15 protein-coding genes are annotated in these 21767 nt (G+C 68.7%); 14 read left to right on the forward strand and 1 reads right to left on the reverse strand.

Features of this window, described 5'->3' with window-relative positions; translation table 11 throughout:
- Positions 1 to 96 precede the first annotated feature (96 nt).
- Both BMZ30_RS13720 and BMZ30_RS13725 read left to right on the forward strand, forming a co-directional pair.
- The gene (locus tag BMZ30_RS13720; protein WP_177191308.1) at positions 97 to 591 is read left to right on the forward strand and encodes a DUF6318 family protein; all 495 of its coding nucleotides are present in this window, start codon (positions 97 to 99) and stop codon (positions 589 to 591) included.
- Positions 592 to 698: 107 nt separating this feature from the next.
- Positions 699 to 1502 (forward strand): PKD domain-containing protein, encoded by an 804-nt coding sequence (locus BMZ30_RS13725; RefSeq protein ID WP_189691894.1) that lies wholly within the window; start codon positions 699 to 701, stop codon positions 1500 to 1502.
- A gap of 13 nt (positions 1503 to 1515) precedes the next feature.
- Here BMZ30_RS13725 and BMZ30_RS08080 read toward each other — a convergent pair whose 3' ends face one another.
- The gene (locus BMZ30_RS08080; RefSeq protein WP_177191309.1) at positions 1516 to 2115 is read right to left on the reverse strand and encodes a DUF3060 domain-containing protein; all 600 of its coding nucleotides are present in this window, start codon (positions 2113 to 2115) and stop codon (positions 1516 to 1518) included.
- 139 nt (positions 2116 to 2254) lie between these two features.
- Between BMZ30_RS08080 and BMZ30_RS08085 the strand changes: the two genes are divergently transcribed.
- The 12 genes from BMZ30_RS08085 to BMZ30_RS08140 all read left to right on the forward strand — a co-directional run bounded on the left by BMZ30_RS08085 (position 2255) and on the right by BMZ30_RS08140 (position 21696).
- Positions 2255 to 3097 carry an ABC transporter ATP-binding protein gene (locus BMZ30_RS08085; RefSeq protein WP_093377023.1) on the forward strand — a complete coding sequence of 281 codons (843 nt, stop codon included), beginning with the start codon at positions 2255 to 2257 and terminating at the stop codon, positions 3095 to 3097.
- 96 nt (positions 3098 to 3193) lie between these two features.
- On the forward strand, positions 3194 to 4204 hold the full coding sequence (locus BMZ30_RS08090; protein WP_093377026.1) for an ABC transporter substrate-binding protein: 1011 nt from the start codon (positions 3194 to 3196) through the stop codon (positions 4202 to 4204).
- A complete protein-coding gene (locus BMZ30_RS08095; protein WP_219810201.1) occupies positions 4201 to 6327 on the forward strand; it encodes an iron ABC transporter permease in 2127 nt (708 codons plus the stop codon). The genes BMZ30_RS08090 and BMZ30_RS08095 overlap by 4 nt, the downstream gene beginning before the upstream one ends.
- A 47-nt stretch (positions 6328 to 6374) precedes the next feature.
- Positions 6375 to 6839, forward strand: coding sequence for a hypothetical protein (locus tag BMZ30_RS08100; RefSeq protein ID WP_093377028.1), 465 nt, complete (start codon positions 6375 to 6377; stop codon positions 6837 to 6839).
- 63 nt (positions 6840 to 6902) lie between these two features.
- Entirely contained in the window at positions 6903 to 7328 is a 426-nt protein-coding gene (locus BMZ30_RS08105; protein ID WP_093377031.1) for a ScoMcrA-related endonuclease, read from the forward strand.
- A 333-nt stretch (positions 7329 to 7661) separates the two neighbouring features.
- Positions 7662 to 8741: a TY-Chap2 family putative peptide chaperone gene (locus BMZ30_RS08110; protein ID WP_093377033.1), complete on the forward strand. Its 1080-nt coding sequence runs from the start codon at positions 7662 to 7664 to the stop codon at positions 8739 to 8741.
- A gap of 18 nt (positions 8742 to 8759) precedes the next feature.
- Positions 8760 to 9059: a ScoMcrA-related endonuclease gene (locus tag BMZ30_RS08115; protein ID WP_093377036.1), complete on the forward strand. Its 300-nt coding sequence runs from the start codon at positions 8760 to 8762 to the stop codon at positions 9057 to 9059.
- A 183-nt stretch (positions 9060 to 9242) separates the two neighbouring features.
- A complete protein-coding gene (gene zorA / locus BMZ30_RS08120) occupies positions 9243 to 10961 on the forward strand; it encodes an anti-phage ZorAB system protein ZorA (protein WP_143073155.1) in 1719 nt (572 codons plus the stop codon).
- A gap of 50 nt (positions 10962 to 11011) precedes the next feature.
- The gene (locus BMZ30_RS08125; protein WP_229828508.1) at positions 11012 to 11746 is read left to right on the forward strand and encodes an OmpA/MotB family protein; all 735 of its coding nucleotides are present in this window, start codon (positions 11012 to 11014) and stop codon (positions 11744 to 11746) included.
- Positions 11747 to 11748: 2 nt separating this feature from the next.
- Positions 11749 to 13251, forward strand: a complete 1503-nt coding sequence (locus BMZ30_RS08130; protein ID WP_093377041.1) for an EH signature domain-containing protein — start codon at positions 11749 to 11751, stop codon at positions 13249 to 13251.
- 2 nt (positions 13252 to 13253) lie between these two features.
- Positions 13254 to 16301 carry a DEAD/DEAH box helicase gene (locus tag BMZ30_RS08135; protein ID WP_177191310.1) on the forward strand — a complete coding sequence of 1016 codons (3048 nt, stop codon included), beginning with the start codon at positions 13254 to 13256 and terminating at the stop codon, positions 16299 to 16301.
- A gap of 190 nt (positions 16302 to 16491) precedes the next feature.
- Positions 16492 to 21696, forward strand: coding sequence for a DEAD/DEAH box helicase (locus tag BMZ30_RS08140; protein ID WP_093377045.1), 5205 nt, complete (start codon positions 16492 to 16494; stop codon positions 21694 to 21696).
- Positions 21697 to 21767 lie beyond the last annotated feature (71 nt).

Below are 21767 nucleotides of genomic sequence, written 5' to 3' on the forward strand. Positions count from 1 at the left end.
CTCGTCCTCGCGTTGACTTCGACGGTCGTGCTCGCCGGATGTACGGGCGGTGGAGACACGCCATCGAGCCCGGCAGCCCAGCCGAGCCAGCCATCCGTGAGCGCGACACCGACGGCCACGCCGACGCCGACGCCCGCACCTGTCGTTAGTCGACCGCCGGTTCCTGAGGCGCCCGAGCCGCCAGCGGAGATGAAGGGCACGGACGCCCTCGCGGCGATCGAGACAGCTGAGTACTTCGTCGAAGCCCTCAATCACGCACTTGCCTCCGGTGAGACAACGACTATTGAGAGCCTCGCGGCCGACGAGTGCGGCCCGTGCACGATGTTGATCACCGACATCGACAACCTCTACGAGACTGGCGCCTGGCAGGAAGGCGGGCAGATCTCCGTGAAGGACGCGACGGTGCCCGACGACTACGCGGAGTTGCAGCAGTTGCCCGTGCAGTTCTACGCGGAACAGTCCGAGTCGGCCTCCGTCACCGCGGATGGCGAGCGGCGCGCTGGCGCGGCCGGGAGGAAATACGTGTTGCAGGTAGTTGTCGAGCAGCAGCAAGAACGGTGGATGGTCGTCGACCTGCGAGACGCGAAGTGAGGACGTTGGGGACTTCGCTGAGGGTGATCAGCGCCGTCGTTACTGCCGTCGTATACAGCGCCGCTGCGGCATCTGGCCTGCTGATCCATGAACCGTCTGATGACCCTGTGCCAGTGATCAACGTGGGGACCAGGCTCGCTGACGGCGAAATCGAGACATCGGGACTACGACGAGAGACCGTCAGGGAAGTCACCAACACCCCCGACGCCCCACCCCCGACGCGCGAGTACGAGTTCGCGAACTGCGGCGACGTCGATGTCAGCGCGGGCCAGTCCCACTACTTGTGCGGCTTGCCTCCGGACGAGCAGCACGAGGCTCTCGAGTGCACCGACGACCAGACCGTCTCCACCCCGCAGTACTCGCGCAGTCGCACCATCAACGCCGACGGCTCACGCGGCCCGTGGGGCCCGTGGCAGTGGAACGACACCTTCCGTTGCGTCGACCCGGAAGGCCCCACCACCACCGACATCCGCACGATCCTCGAGCGCGACCTTGCGACGCTCCCCATCCCGCCGTCGCCGCTCAACGTGCAACCTGACCAGGACTGGACCTACGTCAACCTCGACACGATCGTCTTCACCGACCCCGAACCAACGGTCCTCACCACGACCGTCCTGGGCACCTCGGTCGAGGTCCGCGTCACCCCGGTCAGCTTCGCGTGGAACTTCGGCGACGGCTCCGATCCCCTGGTCACCAGCGACCCGGGCAAGCCCTACCCCGACCACACAGTCGCCTACGCCTACCCCACGACCGGCGACTACACGATCACCCTCACCACGACCTGGGAGGGAGCATTCCGCCTCACCAGCGGCGCAACCTGGGAACCGATCGCGGGCTCCACCACGACCACGACCACCCGCGACCCGATGAGCCTGGTCGAACGCCGCACCCGGCTCGTCACCAACCCATAGCGGCCCCGCGAGGTCAGCGCGCCCGGCGGATCTTCACGGTGTTGCCCGCGCCCCGGACCTTCGCCTTGGTCGTGCCCTTCGACACCTTCACGTAGTTGCTCGCCCCGACGACCGTGAGCTTGCGCAGCTTCGTCACCCGCACGTCGTTCGCGCTGCCCTTGATCGTGACCGTCTTGGTCGCACCCGCGCGCAACTTCACGCCGCTGCCGGCGATCCGCGCGGTCCCGAGCTTCTTCTTGACGACGACCTTGCTGCGGCTCGCCTTGGTACTCAGGCCCGTGACGGACCCGCCGACGCGCACCGTCGCGCCCGTGCCGGACAACGACACGGACTTCGCGTTCCGGGCGACCTTCACGGTGACGTTCGAGCCCTTGACGACGAGCCGCTTCGCGGACGTCATGGAGACGGAGATGCCGGCGCCGTCGACGACGACCTTCCCGCACGCGCCCCTGAGGCGGTAGCTCGTGCCGACGCCGTCGAGAGTCACGGTCTGCGCGCCGCAGGTCACGGTCTGCACGGACGGAGCAGGGGCGGCGCTGGCAGGCGCGGCCCCGAGGAAGGAGGCCGAGACGGCGGTCGCGATGGCGAGCGGGGCGAGACGACGACGAATCACGGGAGCTCCTGGGAGAGAAGTCGGGATAGCACCTGAAAGGTAGCGCCTCATCCGCTATGTCCGCTCGGGCACGCCACAACGTTCGCCCAGATTTCGAGATGGCTTCACCCGAGGGATCGGTAAGGCTATCCTCACCTACGTGAGGACACCCTTAGCGGCCGACGCCGCACCCGCCCCCTGCCTCGAGGGCACCGACCTCGTGCTCGGCTATGCCAAGCGCACCGTGGTGCACGGCGCATCGCTGCACCTCGAGGCCGGGCGCGTGACCGCGCTGATCGGCCCCAACGGCTCGGGCAAGTCCACGCTGCTGCGCTCGCTCGCCCGGCTGCACCGCCCGACGTCGGGCGGCGTGAGCCTGACGGGCGAGCCGGACGCCCTCGCGTTGCACGCCAAGGACTTCGCACGCCGCGTCACCCTGCTGTCCCAGACGCGGCCGACGCCCACCGGCGTGACGGTGCGCGACGTCGTCGGCTACGGGCGCCACCCCCACCAGGGGCGCTTCCGCAAGGGCGACCCCGACGGTGCCCGCGCCGTCGCGCACGCGATGGATGTCACCGGCGTCGAGCACATGGCCGACCGCGGCGTCGACGAGCTGTCCGGCGGCGAGCTGCAGCGGGTGTGGCTCGCGACCTGCCTCGCGCAGGACACCGGGGTGCTGCTCCTCGACGAGCCGACGACGTACCTCGACCTGCGCTATCAGGTGGAGATCCTCGACCTGGTGCGCGACCTCGCGGACGACCACCAGGTCGCCGTCGGCGTCGTGCTGCACGACCTCAACCAGGCCGCGGCCGTCGCCGACCACGTGGTGCTGCTGCGCGACGGCGTCGTGCAGGCTTCCGGAACGCCCGTCGACGTGCTGCGCGCCGACCTGCTCAGCGAGACCTACGGGCTGCGCATCGACGTGGCCGTGGACCCGCTCACCGGGCTCGTGCGCACCGAGCCGATCGGGCGGCACACGGTCCGCTCCGCCGTCCCGGTCTAGCCCGAACCTCTCCCCCAGACTTCTCGCCCCGTGCGGCCACCAGGCCGGACGCCACCGCCGCCATGCCGCGGCACCTCACCACCCGAAGGACACTTCATGCGCCTCTCCCGCTCCACGGCCGGCCCCGCCGCGCTGCTCGTCGCCACGCTCGCCCTCGCGGCGTGCGGCAGCACCGAGGCCCCCACCACCGCCTCCTCGACGACGCCGGCGCCCACCTCGGCCGAGGCCGCCGGCCCCGTCACGTACACCGACGAGCGCGGCGAGCACACGCTCGAGGAGCCGGCCGACGCCGTCGTCTCCCTCGAGTGGGGCCTGACGGAGAACCTGCTCGCGCTGGGCGCGAACATCGTGGGCCAGGCCGACGTGGAGGGCTACAACACGTGGGCGCAGGCCATGCCGCTCGACGCCGAGACGCCCGACGTCGGCACGCGCGGCGAGGCCAGCCTCGAGGCGATCAACGCGCTCGAGCCGGACCTCATCGCCGTCACGACGGACACCGCAGAGACGGTGATCGGCCAGCTCGAGGACATCGCGCCGGTGGTCGTGCTGCGCGGGTCGGACGGTTCGGACCCGATCGGCTACATGCGCTCGACCGTCGAGACCCTGGCGACCGTCACGGGCACGACCGACAAGGGCGCCGAACTCCTCGCCGGCTTCGACGCGAAGGTCACCGAGGCGAAGGCCGCGCTCGCCGAGGCGGGCGCCGAGGGCGCGAGCTTCACCATGGCGGACGGCTGGATCGCGAACGGCACCACGTCGATCCGCATGTACACGTCGGGCTCGTTCTTCGGTGCGCTGGGTGACGAGCTCGGCCTGGTCAACGCCTGGCCGGGCGAGGGCGACCCGAACTACGGCCTCGAGACCATCGACGTCGAGGGCCTGACGGTCCTGGCCGACACCGAGAACCTCCACTTCGTCTACGCCAGCAACGGGGGCGCCGAGGCGGACCCGTTCGCCACGGGCCTCAAGGACAACGCGATCTGGGAGCAGCTCCCGTTCGTCGTCGCCGGTGACGTGCACCGCCTGCCCGACGGCATCTGGATGTTCGGTGGCCCGGCCTCGGCCGGGAAGTACATCGACGCGCTCGTCGCCGCGCTGACCGCGTGAGCACCGCGCAGGAGCGGGTGGGCGTCGCGCCCTCCCCCACGGTTGGCGGCGCGGTTCCGGGTTCGCCCGCATCCGATGACGCTCGCCCGCTCCTGCGCGCCACCACGGTGTTCGTCGGCGCGGGGCTGGTGATGGCCGTCCTCGCCGCCGTGCACCTCACGCAGGGCACCGCGGACCTGGGCGTCAGCGACGTCCTGCGTGCCCTGTTCCGGGCCGACGACGGCGACCCGGCCTCCGCGGTCCTGGTCGCCTCGCGCATGCCTCGCCTCGTGGCCGCGATCCTCGTGGGGGCGGCCCTGGGCGCGGCGGGTGCGGCTCTGCAGTCGATCGCCCGCAACCCGCTCGCCTCCCCCGACACCCTCGCCGTCAACGCCGGCGGCTACCTGGCTGTGGTCGCGGCGGCGGTGCTGGGAATCTCGTTGCCGTTCTACCTCTCGGGGCTGCTGGCGTTCGCCGGCGGGCTCCTCGCCGCAGGCCTGGTGCTCGCCCTCGCCCAAGGCGGGCGCTCGGGGCCGACGCGGCTGATCCTCGCGGGCGCGGCGACGACGCTCGCGCTGAGCTCGGCGACCAACGTGCTGCTCCTGGTGTTCCAGCAGGAGACGACGGGGCTGTTCGCGTGGGGCAGCGGGTCGGTGGTGCAGTCGGGCACGCGCGTGGTGACGCTCGCGGCGCCCGTGATCGGCGTGGGTCTGCTGTGCCTAGGTCTGCTGACGCGGCGCCTGGACCTCCTGGCTCTGGGCGACGACGCCGCGCAGGTGCTGGGCATCGACGTGCGGTCCACGCGGGTGCTGACCGTCGGGGTGTCGGTGCTCCTGGCCGCGGCCGCGGTGACGGTGGCGGGGCCGATCGGGTTCGTCGGGCTGTGCGCGCCGGTGCTCGCGCGGCTGGTCGCGGGGCGTGTGGGCGGGATGAGCCGGCACGCCGTGCTTGTGCCGCTCGCCGCGGTGCTGGGCGTGACGATCGTGCTCGCGGCCGACGTCCTGCTGCGGGCCGTGCTGCCCGGCGAGTACGGGGTGGCGGTGCCGACGGGGATCGTCACGAGCGTGTTCGGGGCCGTGGTGCTCGTGGCGTTGGCGCGGCGGTTGCGGGACTCGGGGGCGGGCGCAGGGGGCTCGGCCGCGAGGGTCCGACCGCGCAGCGCGCGGCGCGCGGGTGTGGTGGTCGGTCTGCTCACCGTGCTGCTGGGCGGGGCGTTCGTGGCTGCGATGCTGCTGGGCGACCGGCTGCTGCTGCTGGGTGACGTGCTGCACTGGGCCGAGGGCGTCGCGGGGCGGCAGGTGGGCTTCACGCTCGACCAGCGCATGCCGCGCGTGCTCGCGGCGCTGCTGGCTGGGGCGGCGCTCGGGCTGGCGGGGTCGATGGTGCAGTCGGCGTGCCGGAACCCGCTGGCTGAGCCGAGCCTGCTGGGTGTGACGGCCGGCGCCGGGCTGGGTGCGGTGTGCGTGATCATCTTCGTGCCCGGCGTGCCGGTGTGGGCGCTGTCCGCCGCTGCTGGGGCGGGGGCGTTCGTGGCGTTCGGGGCCGTCTATGCGCTCGCGTGGCGCGGGGGGCTGAGCTCGGACCGGTTGGTGCTGATCGGTGTCGGGATGAGCGCGGGTGCCGCGGCGCTCACGACGCTCGTGATCGTGGTCGCCGAGCCGTGGAACCTGAACCTCGCGCTGACGTGGCTGTCGGGGTCGACGTACGGGCGGACGTTCGAGCACCTGGTGCCCGTGATCGTCGCGCTCGTCGTGGTGACGCCGGTGGCGGTGTGGCGGCGGCGGGACATGGACGTGCTGGCCCTCGACGAGGACACCCCGCGAACGCTCGGGGTGCCGGTGGAGCGCACGCGGCTGGTGCTGCTGGGCTCGACCGTGCTCGTGACCGCGGCGGCGGTGTGCGCGGTGGGCGTGGTCGGGTTCGTCGGGCTCGTGGCGCCGCACGCCGCGCGGGCGCTGGTGGGGTCGCGGAACTCGCGGGTGGTGCCCGTGGCGATGCTGCTCGGGGCGGTCCTGGTGAGCGTGGCGGACACGCTCGGGCGGACCGTGGTCGCGCCGGCGCAGATCCCGGCAGGGCTCACGACGGCGCTGATCGGGGCGCCGTACTTCGTGTGGCTGCTGTGGCGGGGACGGGCGCGGAGCTGATCCCCAGCCCATAGACGCCGTTGCCACACCGTCGCCATACTTGCGCGATGACCTCCTTGCGCGCGTCGCTCGCCGCTCTGATGGTGATCGTCCTGACGGCAACGGCGTGCGGCTCCGGCGTTCGCGAGGAGAGCCCGAGCCTCGATGAGGCGTCTGCGGTGCTGGCCGACATCGTGGGAGCCGCACAGTCCGATCCTGCAGGGCTGTGCGCGTATGCCGCTTCGGAGAACATGTGTCAGACCGCGCTCAAGGACGCTGGACCTCCCCCACCCGACGAGCCAGTTGTCCGCTGTGAAGGCACAGTTGCCGCGACGGAGACGAGCAGCGCGGGCCGCATCCTGCAGGTCGAAGGCGCCACCGCCGACGGCGGCAGCTACAGCACGTCGATGCTCACGTTCTACGACGGCAAGGGTGCCGTCGTAGTGATCAACCCGGTGTACTGGAAGTCGACCGGCATCGGCCTTGGCACCGAGCAGATGGCCGACGGCGGGCCGGTCAAGAAGTTCTGCTGACGCTCGCCGTGCCCGACGTCTCAGGGGTCGGGTTCATCCTCCACGGCGGCTACGCTCGGGGGTGTGGCAACCTTCTCCTCTGTAACCCGGCAGCACATCCTCCAGGCGATCGCTGAGTATGACGATCGCGGGGTCGAGAGCTTCCTGGGCGTCTACGGCTTCACCCCCTCCCGCGGCGACACGCTGGTCCACGAGGGCAAAACGTACGACTCGAGGGCGATCCTCGGGGTCGCACACCGGTACGCGACCGGGCGGGTCGCGACGGCGGAGGAGTTCGGCGGCGGGAAGTTCGGCGTGGCCGATCTGCTGCGCAAGCGTGGGTTCGAAATCGCCGAGCTGGTCAGGACCGGTGGCGCCGCAACGCCGGCGAAGGCTCCACGGAAGGCTGCCGCGCCGCGCAAGCCCGCGGTGCCCGAGCGCGTGGCGCCGATCTGCCCGACGTGCTTCATGACGCTGCCGGGGACTGGGGTCTGCGACAACTGCGGGTAGGCGGTATGGAATCAGGCGCCCGGTCCAGGTATCGACAACGTCGCCGGAGGACCGACTGGTCTCGGTCAGTCGGACGCGCTCGTATGGCGAGCGCCGCCACCACCCGCGCGGCAGCACAATGTGCCAGGTCGACCCGACGGGGCCTCGACGGCCCGTTGCGGGATCGCTATGAAGGAGATCCCGACCGCTTGCTATCGCTCGGGGTCATTGCAGTTGAGCCACATAGGATTCGAGCACTCCTCAAGTCGCAACCTCAGCCACCCGATGCACTGATTGGCAGCGCGCCAGCGCTGGATGCACGCTCTCTGTCGACCTCAATCGAAGGAACCAGTCGTGTTCGACACCGTGGTCCACGTCGCCAAGACTGGCGCCTTCACGACGGCCGAGCCGGTAGGCATCTGGCGAGAAGACGGTGCGTTCTACCCCCCAGAGCACGAGCACCGCGGCCCGGCAGGCCACAAGGCGATATATTCGCGACCGCCGTCGATTTCGTGGCGCGAGTGGGCAGAGTGGAAGGTCAAGACGAGCCCGTCCTGGAGAACTCCCGGCGACTTCGGTGTTGGGGCGCCCCCGGACGCCCCGCTTGACAAGGTCTACGAGGCCGTCCGACAGAGCTTCTTGTCGAGTGCGCAGGCGAAGACAGTGGAGAAGCACGAAGGGCCCGACATCGCCATACCACCAGTTCCACCGCACTGGCGGCTGGTGAACGTCGAGTCGTGGTGGATCGCCTCCGAGCTTGTGAGGCGCCATCCAGAACTCGTCGTCTACGAGATGCATCCGGGCGGCGGACAGTACGACGTCCTCTCGGTCCGCCGAGCGGACACTGTCGGCGAGGGTTCCATGCGGGAGGCGCACGTGATGCTGAACCGCCAGGGCACGATCCAGGTTCACGCGGGGGCCGAGTTCGACACCACGCCGGTAGCGACATGGATGGTAGTCCTGGGCGAAGAGAGCCCACATCATTGGGTGAAGAAGCTCGAGACAGTCGCCGGATTCGGATCACCGCCCTCCGCGCCTGCCACCACTCGTCGCTCCCTCGCGTTCCGCATCATCGCGCAACTGCTCACCACCACGATGCATGACCGTGACCGTTGGGATGCTCGCAACGAGTTCTACGACTCGTCGGGGTCATGGGGATCGAGTCTGCATGGATGGATCGACACGTTCCCCCTCGCCGCTGAGGACGCTCGGCAGGCCGCTCAGACCTCTTTGCCACACGAGGTCGCCACGAGATTCTGGGGCATCCTCCGGGACGACACAGTTGTCGCGATGCTCTCCACCGACGGGTGGGGCTACGTCAACGACCGCCGGATCGATCTCATGGCTGCGTACAAAGCAAGCGGGCGTCGGCTCCTCCCAGTGGTCTCTGAGTTGCTCGCAGCAGTGCCACCAAGCAACAGCGGCCTGCCCTAGAGTCGCTGGATCACCGATATGGCAGCGATCGAGCGAGACGACGTCGTTCAGGCAGTGTTCGAGTACGACCGTCTGGGCACCCCCGTCGTCCTGCGGCAGTACGGATTCAGGACATCGCAGGGCTACGACGTAGTGCACGAGGCGAGCGACTACCCCTCGAAGGCAGTCGTTGGTGTCGCTCACCGGTATGCGACCGGAGAACTCGCCTCGTCGAGGTCCTTCGACGGAGGCAAGCGCGGGGCCGCGCGGATCCTTCGGGACCTCGGGTTCACCGTGACCGACCCCACCAACGACGCCATGGCACTTACGGAGAACTAGCAAGCCCCTGGGCATCGCTCGCGTGCGATCGCCAAGTTCAGCCGCACTCCCCGTACGACCGTCGCTTGACCTCAAGAACGCCGCGGATTCGACCGATATCGCCATGACAGTACTGCACGCATCGCTGGCTGGGCTCTCCTGTACGCCCCCCGCTCGTGCGCACAGGCTTGCGGCGCCCTCGGGGTGCCCATCACGAACGTTGGAGGCATCACGGTGGACGACGGCAGTCTTGGCGGTGTGTGGGAGCTCCTGCTTCCTCGCTTCGGCGAAATCACGGGCGGTACCGTCGAGGCGCTGACGCCGATCCTCGTGCTCATCATCTGGGTCGCGGCTGGCTGTGCCATCGGCTTCGCGAGCGTGCAGTATCACCGCGGAGTTGGGGCGATACGCGAAATCAAGTCACTCGTCGACGGGCGACGAGTCGAGGATCTCCTGGCACACCGGAACGAAGTCCTCCAGGAAGCAAGCACCAAATCAGACGTCGCCGCGAACGCGTGGCGCGAGTTCGACGAGACACTCGTGCTCGAAGGCGGGCGCCTCTACAACACCCTCGCCGCGGAAGAGTTCTTCCATGAGCAGGTGTTCGCGCCCCGTCTCGTGGGCAACCGGTTCCTCCACGCCATCCCGACCGTCCTCACCACTCTCGGACTCCTGGGCACTTTCGCCGGACTGACCATCGGGCTGCGCGGGATCGAGCTCGGCAGCAGCGGCGACGAGCTCCGCAGCGGCATTCAGGTGCTCGTCGAAGGCGCAGCACTCGGATTCACCGCGTCCCTCTGGGGCGTGTTCATGAGCCTCGTGGTCAACGTGACCGAGCGGCTGCTCGAGCGCGGCGTAGTCACGAGGACGCGCGCCTTGCAGACCACGATCGACAAGTTCTTCCAGCTTCGCTCCCCCGAGCAGTCTCTGTCGGACATCGCCACCCACACGGGTGAATCAGAGAAGGCGTTGCAAGTCCTCCACGAGAAGATCGGCAGCGCACTGCAGGAGTCGGTCGCCAGGGTCGGCGCACAGACGGAGCGGGCGATCAGCGACGCGATCACGAGCACGCTGGCGCCCGTCATGGAGAACCTTGCCGAGCGCGCCGCCAACCAGTCTGCCGACGTCTTTCAAGCCGTCTCTGCCCAGCTCACCGGCACGTTCGAGAAGATGGGCTTGTCCCTTGCGGAAGAGCTCAGCCGGTCGGCAGGCCAGATGCGGGCGACCCTCGACTACATGGGCGAGCAACTCGCGCGCCAGGCCGATCAGCACCTCACGCAGATGACTGCCATGCAAGAGGCGTCGGTCCAGCAGCTGGCCGATCTGCGCGCGGCGACGGCCGAGCAGATGACGATGCTCCAGGACGCGCTTCCGCGCGTGATCACAGGTCTCGACAGCGCTGCCAGCCGCATCGGTAGCGCGACGGAAGGCTTCGCCGGTGTCGCCGGCGCGCTCGCTGGCGCGACGGACGAACTGCGCAATACAAGTACGTCTCTGGGCACGATGTTGACCTCGGCAGTCGGGTCGATGGACGAGCTGGCATCGAAGACCTCCGCTGCCGCCATGACCCTGACCACTCAGCACCAGGCGGTCGAACAGCTTCTGACGACCACACTCTCGGCGAGCCAGAGTCTGACGGCGGTCTCCGAGTCGCTGCGTGGGGGCTTCACCGGGATGAGCGCCGCCCAGCAAGCATTCCTCGCGGACCTGGAGAAGACCCTGCACCGTCAGTCCGCGGAGATGGCCGCGTGGCTCGCCGCGTACTCGGACGAGGTCAGCAAGCACACGACCCGCCGCATGGACGAGTGGAACACGCAGACGTCGCGATTTACGTCTGAGATGGTCAGCGCGACGAAGGCGATGTCAGACGCGATCGACGAGATGGGCAGTCGCTCGCAGCCTGCCGGGGTGATCCAACCTTGAGTCGCCGGCTTCTTAACCGCCGCCGGGCAGTCGAGTCGAGCGAGGAGACCGTGTGGATCTCGTTCTCCGACCTCATGACGGCGCTGCTCGCGGTGTTCATGCTCGCAGCCGTCGCCCTCGTGTTCACTCTCACTCAGGAACAGGATGCGCTCGCCGAGGTTCGAATCGAGGCCGAGGCAGCAAAGGCCCGCGGGGACCGCTTCGATGACCTCCTGGGCACGTTGGGCACGTCGGAGCGAGTGCGCTCCGAGATGGTTCTCGAGGTCCAACGCGCTCTGGCCGAGCGCGGGATTGAGGTAGAGGTCGACCCAGCTTCATCGGTGATCCGTGTCCCGGTCGACCTGCTCGGTTTCGAGAGCGGCTCCTCGGACATCCAGCCGCGGTACCGCTCCAGTGCTCTGGAAATCGGAGAAGTGATCGCCGAGGTGCTCACCACTGACGAGCGGTACAAGCAGCTCGACACTGTCTTCGTCGAAGGTCACACCGACGACGTACCGATGGAAGGCTTGCACGGCGGCAACTGGGGACTGTCTGCCAACAGAGCTATCTCGCTGTGGCGCCTGTGGGAGGACGACCTTCGGGTAGACCTCGGCGAGCTAGCCGGGCCAACCGGAGAACGCCTGTTTTCCGTCTCCGGGTACGCCGATACTAGGCCCGTGAGCACCGGGAAAAAGTCTGAGTCTTCACGCGCGGCCAACCGGCGCATCGACATCCGCTTCACTGAGCACAAGCTCTCCCAGGAAGACCTGAGTGAGTTGCGTGACGGCACGGATGAGGCGCCGTAGCCGTGAAGATCGTCGAACTCCCTCCCATTCCCACGCCCGCTTTCCAGCCCTGGGCGTCTGAGGTTGTGGACGGTTGGAAGGCACGCACCAGCGCCACCGTCGACCTTGGGCGTCGCGCCGGAATGGGACGGAACTACGAAGCGCTGGTCGCCGAAGTTCGCGCCCTTCTGCTCGGCGGCCAATGGCAGATCGTCGACGTTCGACTCTCCGAACGTCGCTTTGCTCGGGCACTGATCTCCGCCTGGTCCGAGGACGAGCCACTCGCCCGGAAGACGATGACCGTCGAGGCCGTTACGCGCGTCCGGACTGGTGCTCAGTTGTCGCGGTTGGCGACCATCCAGGCTGCCACCTTGTACGCCGAGCACTTCGACCGGTTGGACGACTGGGCGCCGGGGCTCTTCGCAGCGGTTCGGGACCTTGTCTGGCATGCAGTCCAATGCCAGCCCACGCGGCAGCGCGCGGACGTCGTCGAGGCGCTCCGAGCCAACGCTCCCTACTTCGCGGACAAGGGCGCGCCCAGTGCCCTGGCGCGTGACCTCGTCGCCGCGGACGCCGACCTGTACGCATGGTTCAAGCGCCACCACATCGGCTGGTGGCTCGACCTACGCCTGGGCAGGATCGCGCGGGACCACTTCTACCTAGCCCAGATCGCGGCCGCCGACGCCGAGCAACGCGAACACGCGTTCTTGGAGGTGGTCACGCAGGAAGTCATGGCTCGCCAGCAGACAGAGGACACCGACGAGAACGGCTTGTACTTCGGCCACTACGTACTCGGCGCCCTCACCGCGAAGACGACGAAGCGGCCGAGCGAGGCATGGCTCGCTGCCACGATGTCCTTCGCCGGCGACCCACGCATGCGCAACACGGCCCAGTGGCAAACGTGGTGGGCCCCCATACCGGATGAGAGCCGCCAGCGCGCCGTGCGCTGGCTGCAAGGACTCGACCTACGCGCCTTCTTGAACGGCGTGCAGAACTACGCTGACCGAACCGGCAACGACGACATGAAGCGGATGCTGGAGCGACGCGCCAGGCTGCTGCTCGGCCTGTACGAACAGGACCGGATCGAAGATGTTCGGCTGGTCCTCGGAGACGAGATCCGTCGTTACATTGAGTCGAGCACGACGATCCCCGTGCACGACGTCGCACGCCTGTCGGACTCTGCCAAGCGTGATACGGCAGTGATCTATGTCAATTGCGGCGACTTCTCGCTTGTTGAAGGTTCACATTCCTTCCAGCTCCACACCTACGTCGGCGACGACGGTGTCCCCGAAATCGCTGACCGGCGTCGCCGCTCGTTCACTCTCGACGATCTTCGCGACCTCTACCCCGCCCGCCACCAGCGGCGACACGGCATCGATTCACACGAGGCCGTTCGCCATCAGGGCTTCGCATGGGTCGTCACCACGCTCGCCTTCCTGTACGCGCACGGCATCCGGCTGGACGAGCGGGCACTCCTCAGTCAATACGACTATGCAGACCTCTGCCGCCGACGAGGATGGTACTGACCATGGGCTTCATCGACCGACTCCGTCGCCGCACGCTCGTGCCCGACGACGAGTTCTCGCCCATGCCGGGCTTCCGCATCGAGTTCGGTGACGTCACCCGCTTCATCACCGATTCGCAGACGCTCGCCCTGATGCGCGAGGGGCAGGCTCAGCGCAGCGCACAGGAGCAGTTCCTCGTGCTCGACATGCTCACTGAGCAGGGGCGGGCCGAGCACACCGACGATGGCTTCGCGGCTCCTGCACCCGAAGTCGCACGTTTGGACGATGCCGACGCCGCAGCACTCGGCCTGCCACCCCGATTCAGCGGTGACGTTCTCGCGTCCGTCCATCGTTGGACGGCGGCTCCGGACTTCCGGGTCGACGTGCTGCTCAAGGGTGATGGCCACCCCGAGGCTCCGCAACGTCGCGGTCCCGTCGTTCGGGTTGACGGCGCGACCTATCGCACCAGCCTGCCTCTGCTCCGCACCCTCAACGCCCTGGAGGAGCACGCTCGTGAAGTCGAAGCGGGATGGTCGGAGATCGCGAATGTCCGTCTCGTCGCGCACCTCCAGGAAGCACGCGAGCTCGCAGAGCACGCTGACGACCCCGCTGACCGCGACCCGAAGCTGAGGTTCACGCTCGGGTCGCTTGACCGCTTCACCACGATCCGACCAACGAGCGTCAGCATCACGGCGACTCCCCAGCCAGACGGCTCGCTCACGATCGAGCCGGACCTCGGACCGAGCGTGGACCGCGATCAGGTCGCCAGTCGCTGGCACCACCTCAACAAGCCCGACGGTCAACCAGGATCGCCTCAAGACCGGTCAGAAACCGGAGGCGGGATTCTCCGTGCCGACGAGACGCTCGTGCTTCTCGATCCTAGGCAAGTCACGGCGATCCGAGAGGTGCAACGACGCCCTCGCATCGCCGCCGAGGACGTCGCGACATTCCTCAAGGCTCCTGGGGACTTCTATGACCCCGCGCTCGTCGACGTCGATATTCGTTTCAGCGTGCGCGTCGCAGGGCTCGGTGTCATCGCTCCCCTCAGCTTCAACGAAGCTGCCACCTCCGGCCTGGACTGGTTCTCCGAGCTCGGAACCGTGTCGCCGCCCGAGGTTCTCGCCGGCGTAGGTGCATCACCCGTCGAGGTCGAGGACATCGAGCGAACCGTGACCGAGGCGTGGAGTCGCGGGGACTCGCACGTGGCCGTGGAAGAACAGCTCGTCGATGTCGCCGACCACAGCCGCGTCGAGCGCGCACTCGCTGCTTCCCGCGAACGAGTGGCATCGCTGGCAGCCGCACACGACCTCGACGCTGTTGGCTCCACGCCCGACGACGACGCCGTCGACCCGCCTGAAGGCGACGGTCCGCAAGTCACGGTCGGCATGCATATCCGGGATGCAAGCCACATGGCCACAGCTCTGCGTGATCGTGCGGAACAGGCGGTGGCAGCTGTTCCTGTCGATTACGAGAACCTCGCGCTCACGCCGTTCCTCCACCAGCGCGAGGGTATCGAGTGGATGACGGGCCTCATGAGTTCAGCGCTGACGGCTGCCCCCGCGGATCCCACCCGCGTCCAAGGCGCGCTGCTCGCGGATGACATGGGTCTGGGAAAGACCTTCATGACGCTCGTGGCGCTCGCAGAGGTCGATCGGCTCCAGCGATCGACGGGAGCGACCCGCCTGCCTACGCTCGCGGTCATGCCCGCAGCTCTGCTGGAGAACTGGCTCAAAGAAATCGAGAAGACGTTCGGCACCCCCGAGGGACCATTCGACGACATCGTCCCCCTCCGAGGAACCGGGGTCACCGACTACCGGGTTCGGGGCGCACGCAGGGAGACAGCCGCGGCCGTCGACGACCTCGACGTGCACGGCATGGTGCGCCCAGATCGGATCAAGGCGAGCCTGCGGATCGGCGAAGCTTGGAAGGACGCACGGCTCGACCGTCCTGGCGTTCTCGTCCTCACCACGTACGAAACTCTGCGTCGTTACCAGGTGTCACTCGGCGCCGTCGAGTGGGGCGTCGTCGTCTTCGACGAAGCCCAGAACATCAAGAATCCCGAGACGCTCGCCAGCCGCGCAGCCAAGGGCCTCCAAGCCCGATTCAAGCTGCTCGCGACCGGGACTCCGGTTGAGAACTCGCTACGCGACTTCTGGTCGCTGCTCGACACCGCCCAGCCCGGCCTGCTGGGAACCTGGAAGCAGTTCCAGGAGACGTGGGACTCCCCCATGAAGGCCGCTGGAGGCGACGAGCACCAGCGCTTGGGGCGCGCCCTCCGAGACGCCGTAGGCAACTTCATGCTGCGCCGCGTCAAGGAGGACCACCTCGTCGATCTTCCAGCGAAGCACCTCCACGAGTACCGGACACTCATGCCGTCTGTGCAGCAGGACGCCTACGACGCCGTCATGGCGGAGCACCATGGGCGCAAGGGTGAGAAGGGCGCAGCGCTCGCGACTCTGCATGGCCTGGCGACGGTGTCACTGCACCCAGGGCTCCTCACCCGGCTCGACGGGGACCCATCCCGCATCGCTGACTCGGCTCGCACCCTCGTCACGGTCGAGACCATCCTCGATGGGATCCGAAGCCGCGGTGAGAAGGCCATCGTCTTTGCGAAGCGCAAGGAGCTTCAACGCGTCCTCGCACTATGGCTTGGCGAGCGCTACGGGCTGCGCGTGAACGTCGTCAATGGCGACACGGCAGCGAGTGGGACTGGACGCGAGTCGCGCATGGGAAGAATCCGAGCATTCGAGGACCGGCCAGGATTCAACGTGATCATCATGTCGCCCCTCGCTGCGGGCGTGGGACTGACCGTGGTCGGCGCGAACCATGCGATCCACCTCGAGCGTCATTGGAACCCCGCCAAGGAGGCGCAGGCGACCGACCGCATCTATCGAATCGGCCAGACGCGCGAGGTGCACGTGCACTACCCAATAGCGCTGCACCCGAGCGTCGACTCGTTCGACGTGAACCTCGAGCGGCTCCTTGGTGCCAAGGTGGCGCTCAAGGACGCGGTCGTCGTGCCGCAGGAGGTTGAACAAGCTGAGCTCGAGAGGGCGCTGGGGTTGGTGTAGCCATGCCCCCCTCGCCCGGGTTGGCCTCATCGTGGTCGGCGTAAACCATGCCCCCACCTCGAGCGTGCTGAGCCCTAAACGACCGACAGCCCAACGACGCCGGCCGCTCCTGGGCAACTCGCCCGCCAAGATGCACCGGCAGGGCCCAAACACCACTATGCTCATGCGGATTGCGAGGACTGGGGGATAAATGGATGTCTTCAGCATCCGCGATCGCTTGATCGCCGACTACCGCGCGTTCACGTCGGGGGCCGTCGAGATCCGCGACCGGCGGATCGCTGAGCATGTCTCCTCCCTCCTCGACGGCGGTGCGCAGTGGCCGGACCCGTGGCTCAGTTTGAACCCCAGCTTCGAGACGGGCGGCACGGTCAGCGACCTCGTGTCCGACGGCGTGCTGCACCCGGAGAACGGGCGGATATTCCGGGTCAAGAAACACTCTGATGACCCGGGGTCGTCGACATTGACGCTGCACCGCCACCAGCGCGAGGCCATCGACGCGGCACGGACGGGTGGGTCGTACGCCCTGACGACGGGCACAGGATCGGGCAAGTCCCTGGCCTACATCGTGCCGATCGTCGACGCGGTGCTGCGCGAGCGAGAGACCGCCGGCGCCCGGATCCCGGGTGTCAAGGCAATCGTCGTCTACCCGATGAACGCGCTGGCGAACTCCCAGACGCTCGAGCTCGAGAAGTTCCTGCGTTACGGGTACCCCGCGGGGCAGGAGCCGGTCACTTTCGCGCGCTACACCGGCCAGGAGCGGGAGGACCGCCGCCGCGAGATCCTCGCGAACCCGCCCGACATCCTGCTGACCAACTACGTGATGCTCGAGCTCGTGCTCACGCGCCCGGACGAGCGGACCCACCTGATCCGCGCGGCCCGCGGCCTACGCTTCCTGGTCCTCGACGAGCTGCACACCTACCGCGGACGCCAGGGGGCCGACGTCGCACTGCTCGTGCGCAGGCTGCGCGACGCCTGCGCGTCGAGCGACCTCCAGGTGATCGGCACGTCGGCGACGATGGCGTCCGGCGGGTCCGTCGCCGAGCAGAAGGCGACGGTGGCGGACGTCGCGACGCGGTTGTTCGGGTCGGAGGTCACGCCCGAGCGCGTGATCGGGGAGTCCCTGACGCGCGCGACGTCGGACGGCCCTGTCGACGCGGCCGCCCTCCTGCGCTCGGTGCGCATGGCTGGAATGTTGGCCGGCCGCACGTACGAGGAGCTTGCGGTGGATCCCCTGTCCCGGTGGGTCGAGACGACGTTCGGTCTGGACACCGAGCCGGAGAGCGGTCGTTTGGTGCGCCGGACGCCTACTACGGTAAGTGCTGCCGCGCGCGAGCTCGCAGAGCTGACGGGCGCCGATGAACCGGCCGCAGCGGAGGCCATCCGTTCCGTCCTGCTCATCGGCTCGAACACCCGCCACCCGGTCACCGACCGCCCGCTCTTCGCGTTCCGCCTGCACCAATTCCTGTCCAAGGGCGACACGGTCTACGTCTCGCTCGAGCCGGAGGACTCGCGGTACATCACCAGCAGCTACCAGCTCCGGGTGCCGGGCGACGCGAGCAAGGCCCTGCTGCCGCTGGGGTTCTGCCGCGAGTGCGGGCAGGAGTATCTCGTCGTCGCCAAGACCGCAGGCGGTCGCGAGGCGTTCGTCCCGCGCCAGGACGCTGACGCGTCGGGCGGCGACGCGGTGACGGGGTATCTGTACGTATCGTCAGACCTGCCCTGGCCAGTGAACCCGGTGGTCGAGAACCGGCTGCCCGACCACTGGCTCACGACGGACCCGTCGGGAAGCACCGAGGTACTCGCGACGAAGGAGAAGTACCTGCCGACGGAGGTGTGGATCGCCCCGGACGGCAGCGTCGCCGCACCGCAGAGTGGGCTGCGCGCGTGGTTCGTCTCGACCCCCTTCGCGTTCTGCATGCGGTGCCGCGTGTCTTACGAACAGGTGCGTGGCAACGACTACGCGAAGCTCGCGACGCTGGACCGCGAGGGCCGGTCGTCGGCGGTCACCGTGGTGAGCGCAAGCATCGTCCGATCGCTCAAGCAGCTGCCTGCGTCTGAGCTGCCGGCGGATGCTCGCAAGCTGCTGACATTCGTCGACAACCGCCAGGACGCGTCGTTGCAGGCTGGCCACTTCAACGACTTCGTCCAGATCTCGCAGCTGCGCGGTGCCCTGTTCCGGGCACTCGCGCACGAACCGGCCGGTCTGACGCACGAGGTCGTGGCGCAGCGGGTGGCGGACGCCCTGCGCCTGGAGATGCCGGACTTCGCCGCGAACCCGCAAGCGCGGTTCTCCGCGAAGGAGTCGGCGCTGCGCGCGCTTCGTTCGGTGATCGAGTACCGCATCTACGCCGACCTGCAGCGCGGGTGGCGCATCACGATGCCAAACCTCGAGCAGACCGGCTTGCTGCGCGTCGACTATGTCGACCTACCGGAGATCGCGGCGACGGACGACGTGTGGGCGGACGTGCATCCGCGGCTGCGTGACGCCCCGGGGGACCTGCGCAAGGAGCTGTGCTCGATCCTGCTGGACGAGATGCGGCGCGTCCTCGCGGTGGACGTCGACTGTCTGACGCACCTGGGATTCGAGCAGATCCAGCGGGACTCGCGCCAGCACCTGACCGGTCCGTGGGCGCTGCCGGACGACGAGAAGGTCGTCGCCGCGGGAGTCGTGTACCCCCGCGGGACCACCAAGCGGAAGGGCTGGAACGACCTGTTCGTCTCCGGGCGCTCCGCGTTCGGGCGGTACCTGCGGCGCGCGGCGGCGCTGGGGTCCGACCTCAGTACGGACGACGCCGAGCTGGTCATCCGCGACATGTTCCGGGTGCTCTGCGAGCAGGGCGGGCTGCTGACAGAAGCGGACGAGGTCGAGGGCGTCGCGGGGTACCGCCTCAAGGCGGCCGCGATCCGGTGGCGGGCGGGCGACGGGGAGAAGGGCGCGGAGGACCCCCTGCGCAAGAGCACCAACAGCGAGGCGGTCATCCGGGTCAACCCGTTCTTCACGAACCTGTACCGCGAGGTGGCCGACGGGCTCCGGGCGCTGCACGCCAAGGAGCACACGGCGCAGGTTCCCGGCCCGCAGCGCGAGGAGCGCGAGCACGACTTCCGCGACGGGACGCTGCCGCTGCTGTTCTGCTCGCCGACCATGGAGCTCGGTGTCGACATCGCGAGCCTCAACGCGGTCGGGCTGCGCAACGTGCCGCCCACCCCGGCCAACTACGCGCAGCGTTCGGGTCGCGCGGGGCGCAGCGGCCAGCCGGCACTGGTCGTCACCTACTGCGCGACGGGCAACGCCCACGACACCTACTACTTCCGCAACTCCCGCGAGATGGTCGCTGGCTCGGTCGCCGCACCGCGCCTCGACCTGGCGAACGAGGACCTCGTCCGGTCGCACGTGCACGCGGTGTGGCTGGCCGAAACGGGGCAGTCGCTGAAGTCGCGGATCACCGACATCGTCGACGCGGCGGGCGAGGACCCCTCGCTGAACGTGCTCCCCGAGGTGTGGCGCGCGTTGACCGAGTCGGACGTGCAGCGGCGCGCGACCGTACGGGCCGAGGCGGTGATCGACGCGCTTCGCACTGCCTGGGACGACCCTGACCAGGTGATGTGGTGGTACGACGGCTGGGTCGGCGACCAGGTGCGTTCTGCCCCGACTGCGTTCGATGCTGCGCTGGAACGGTGGCGTCTTCTCTACCGGACCGCCGCGACGGAGTACCACGCGCAGTCGAAGCTGGCGGTGGACCCGCGGGCGCCCAAGTTCGAGAAGGAGGCGGCTTCTCGACGACAGTGGGAGGCCCGGAATCAGCTCGCACTCCTCCGCAATGACGACTCCGAGCACGGGCAGACCGACTTCTACTCCTACCGCTACTTCGCGTCCGAGGGTTTCCTGCCGGGCTACTCGTTCCCGCGGCTCCCCCTCGCGGCTTACATCCCGGGCGGACGCGGCAAGCGCGACGGCGACTACCTGCAGCGGCCCCGGTTCCTAGCGATCAGCGAGTTCGGCCCGGGGGCGCTGATCTACCACGAGGGCGCGCGCTACGAGGTCGAGCGGGTGCAGCTCCCCCGGTCGGCCGAGCAGGCCGGCGTAGCGGAGACCGAGGAGGCGCGCCGCTGCGAGACGTGCGGCTACCACCACCCGGTGGCGGCGGGCGCGGACGTGTGCGACTCCTGCGGGGCGCAGCTCGGGCTCAAGACGTACAACCTGCTGCGGCTCCAGACCGTCTTCACGCGGCGCCGCGAGCGCATCAGCAGTGACGAGGAGGAGCGCCGCCGGGCGGGCTTCGAGCTCGAGATCTCGTACCGATTCCACGACCACGGTGACCGTCCGGGACGCGTCGACGCGGAAGCGACGACCGACGGGCAGGCGGTGGGCTTGCTGACGTACGGCGACAGCGCGACGATCCGTGTTGCCAACGTGGGAAGGCGCCGCCGCAAGGACCCCCACGACCGTGGCTTCTTCCTCGACGCGGCGACGGGCCGCTGGGCGCAGAAGAAGGACGCGACGGACGCGACCGTCGACGCAGACTCGCTCCTCTCCCTTGAGGACGCGAAGACCGTCCTCAAGGTCATCCCGTACGTCGAGGACCGTCGCAACATCCTGCTGTTCCGCCTCGCCCACGCGGTCGACGACGCGGCAGCCACGACGCTGCGGTACGCCCTGGAGCGCGGCGCCGAGGCGGTCTTCCAGCTCGAGGATTCCGAGCTGGAGTCGCAGCACCTCCCTGACCTGGACCACCGTGGGCGTGTGCTCTTCACGGAGGCGGCCGAGGGTGGCGCGGGAGCGCTGCGACGGCTGGTCAGCGAGCGAGGCACACTCGCTGCGGTCGCGCGCAAGGCGCTGGAGATCGCCCACTTCGACCCGGACACGGGCGCCGACCTGGGCCACTCACCCAGTGCGCGGCCAGACGCGGAGCGGTGCGAGCATGCCTGCTACGAGTGCCTGCTGGCCTACGGCAACCAGCACGAGCACGCGTCGATCAACCGCCACCTGGTGCGCGACCTCCTCCTCGACCTCGCCAAGGCCGACGTTCGCACGGGCGCCGGTGGACGGTCCCGTGCGGAGCAGCGTGACGAGTTGTCGTCGCTGACCGACTCCGGCCTGGAGCGCGCGTTCGTGACGTGGCTCGACGAGCACGCCTACCGGCTGCCCGACCGGGCACAGGTGCTGGTCGAGGAGGCGCGTGCGCGACCCGACCTGGTCTTCGACCTGGCGACCGGGCCGGTCGCAGTCTTCGTCGACGGTCCCGTCCATGACCACGCCACGCAGCAGGTCCGCGACCAGGACGCCCAGGAGCGCCTGGAAGACCTCGGGTGGATGGTCGTCCGCGTGCGCCACGACGACCCGTGGGAGAACGTCGTGCAGCGTTACCCGTCCGTCTTCGGCACGTCCCGCAACTAATCTGGAGAACTGATGACGACAGCGACGTACGCTCCAGGCGCCTTGGTGCGCGCCAGGGGCCGCGAGTGGGT

The organism is Flavimobilis marinus, from assembly GCF_900113055.1.
Classification (GTDB): Bacteria; Actinomycetota; Actinomycetes; order Actinomycetales; family Cellulomonadaceae; genus Flavimobilis; species Flavimobilis marinus.

Bases quoted from the DNA above. Each gene is read 5' to 3' on its own strand.
- BMZ30_RS08090 (WP_093377026.1), top strand. From the start codon at position 3,194: ATGCGCCTCTCCCGCTCCACGGCCGGCCCCGCCGCGCTGCTCGTCGCC.
- BMZ30_RS08100 (WP_093377028.1), top strand. From the start codon at position 6,375: ATGACCTCCTTGCGCGCGTCGCTCGCCGCTCTGATGGTGATCGTCCTG.
- BMZ30_RS08115 (WP_093377036.1), top strand. From the start codon at position 8,760: ATGGCAGCGATCGAGCGAGACGACGTCGTTCAGGCAGTGTTCGAGTAC.
- BMZ30_RS08135 (WP_177191310.1), top strand. From the start codon at position 13,254: ATGGGCTTCATCGACCGACTCCGTCGCCGCACGCTCGTGCCCGACGAC.
- BMZ30_RS08140 (WP_093377045.1), top strand. From the start codon at position 16,492: ATGGATGTCTTCAGCATCCGCGATCGCTTGATCGCCGACTACCGCGCG.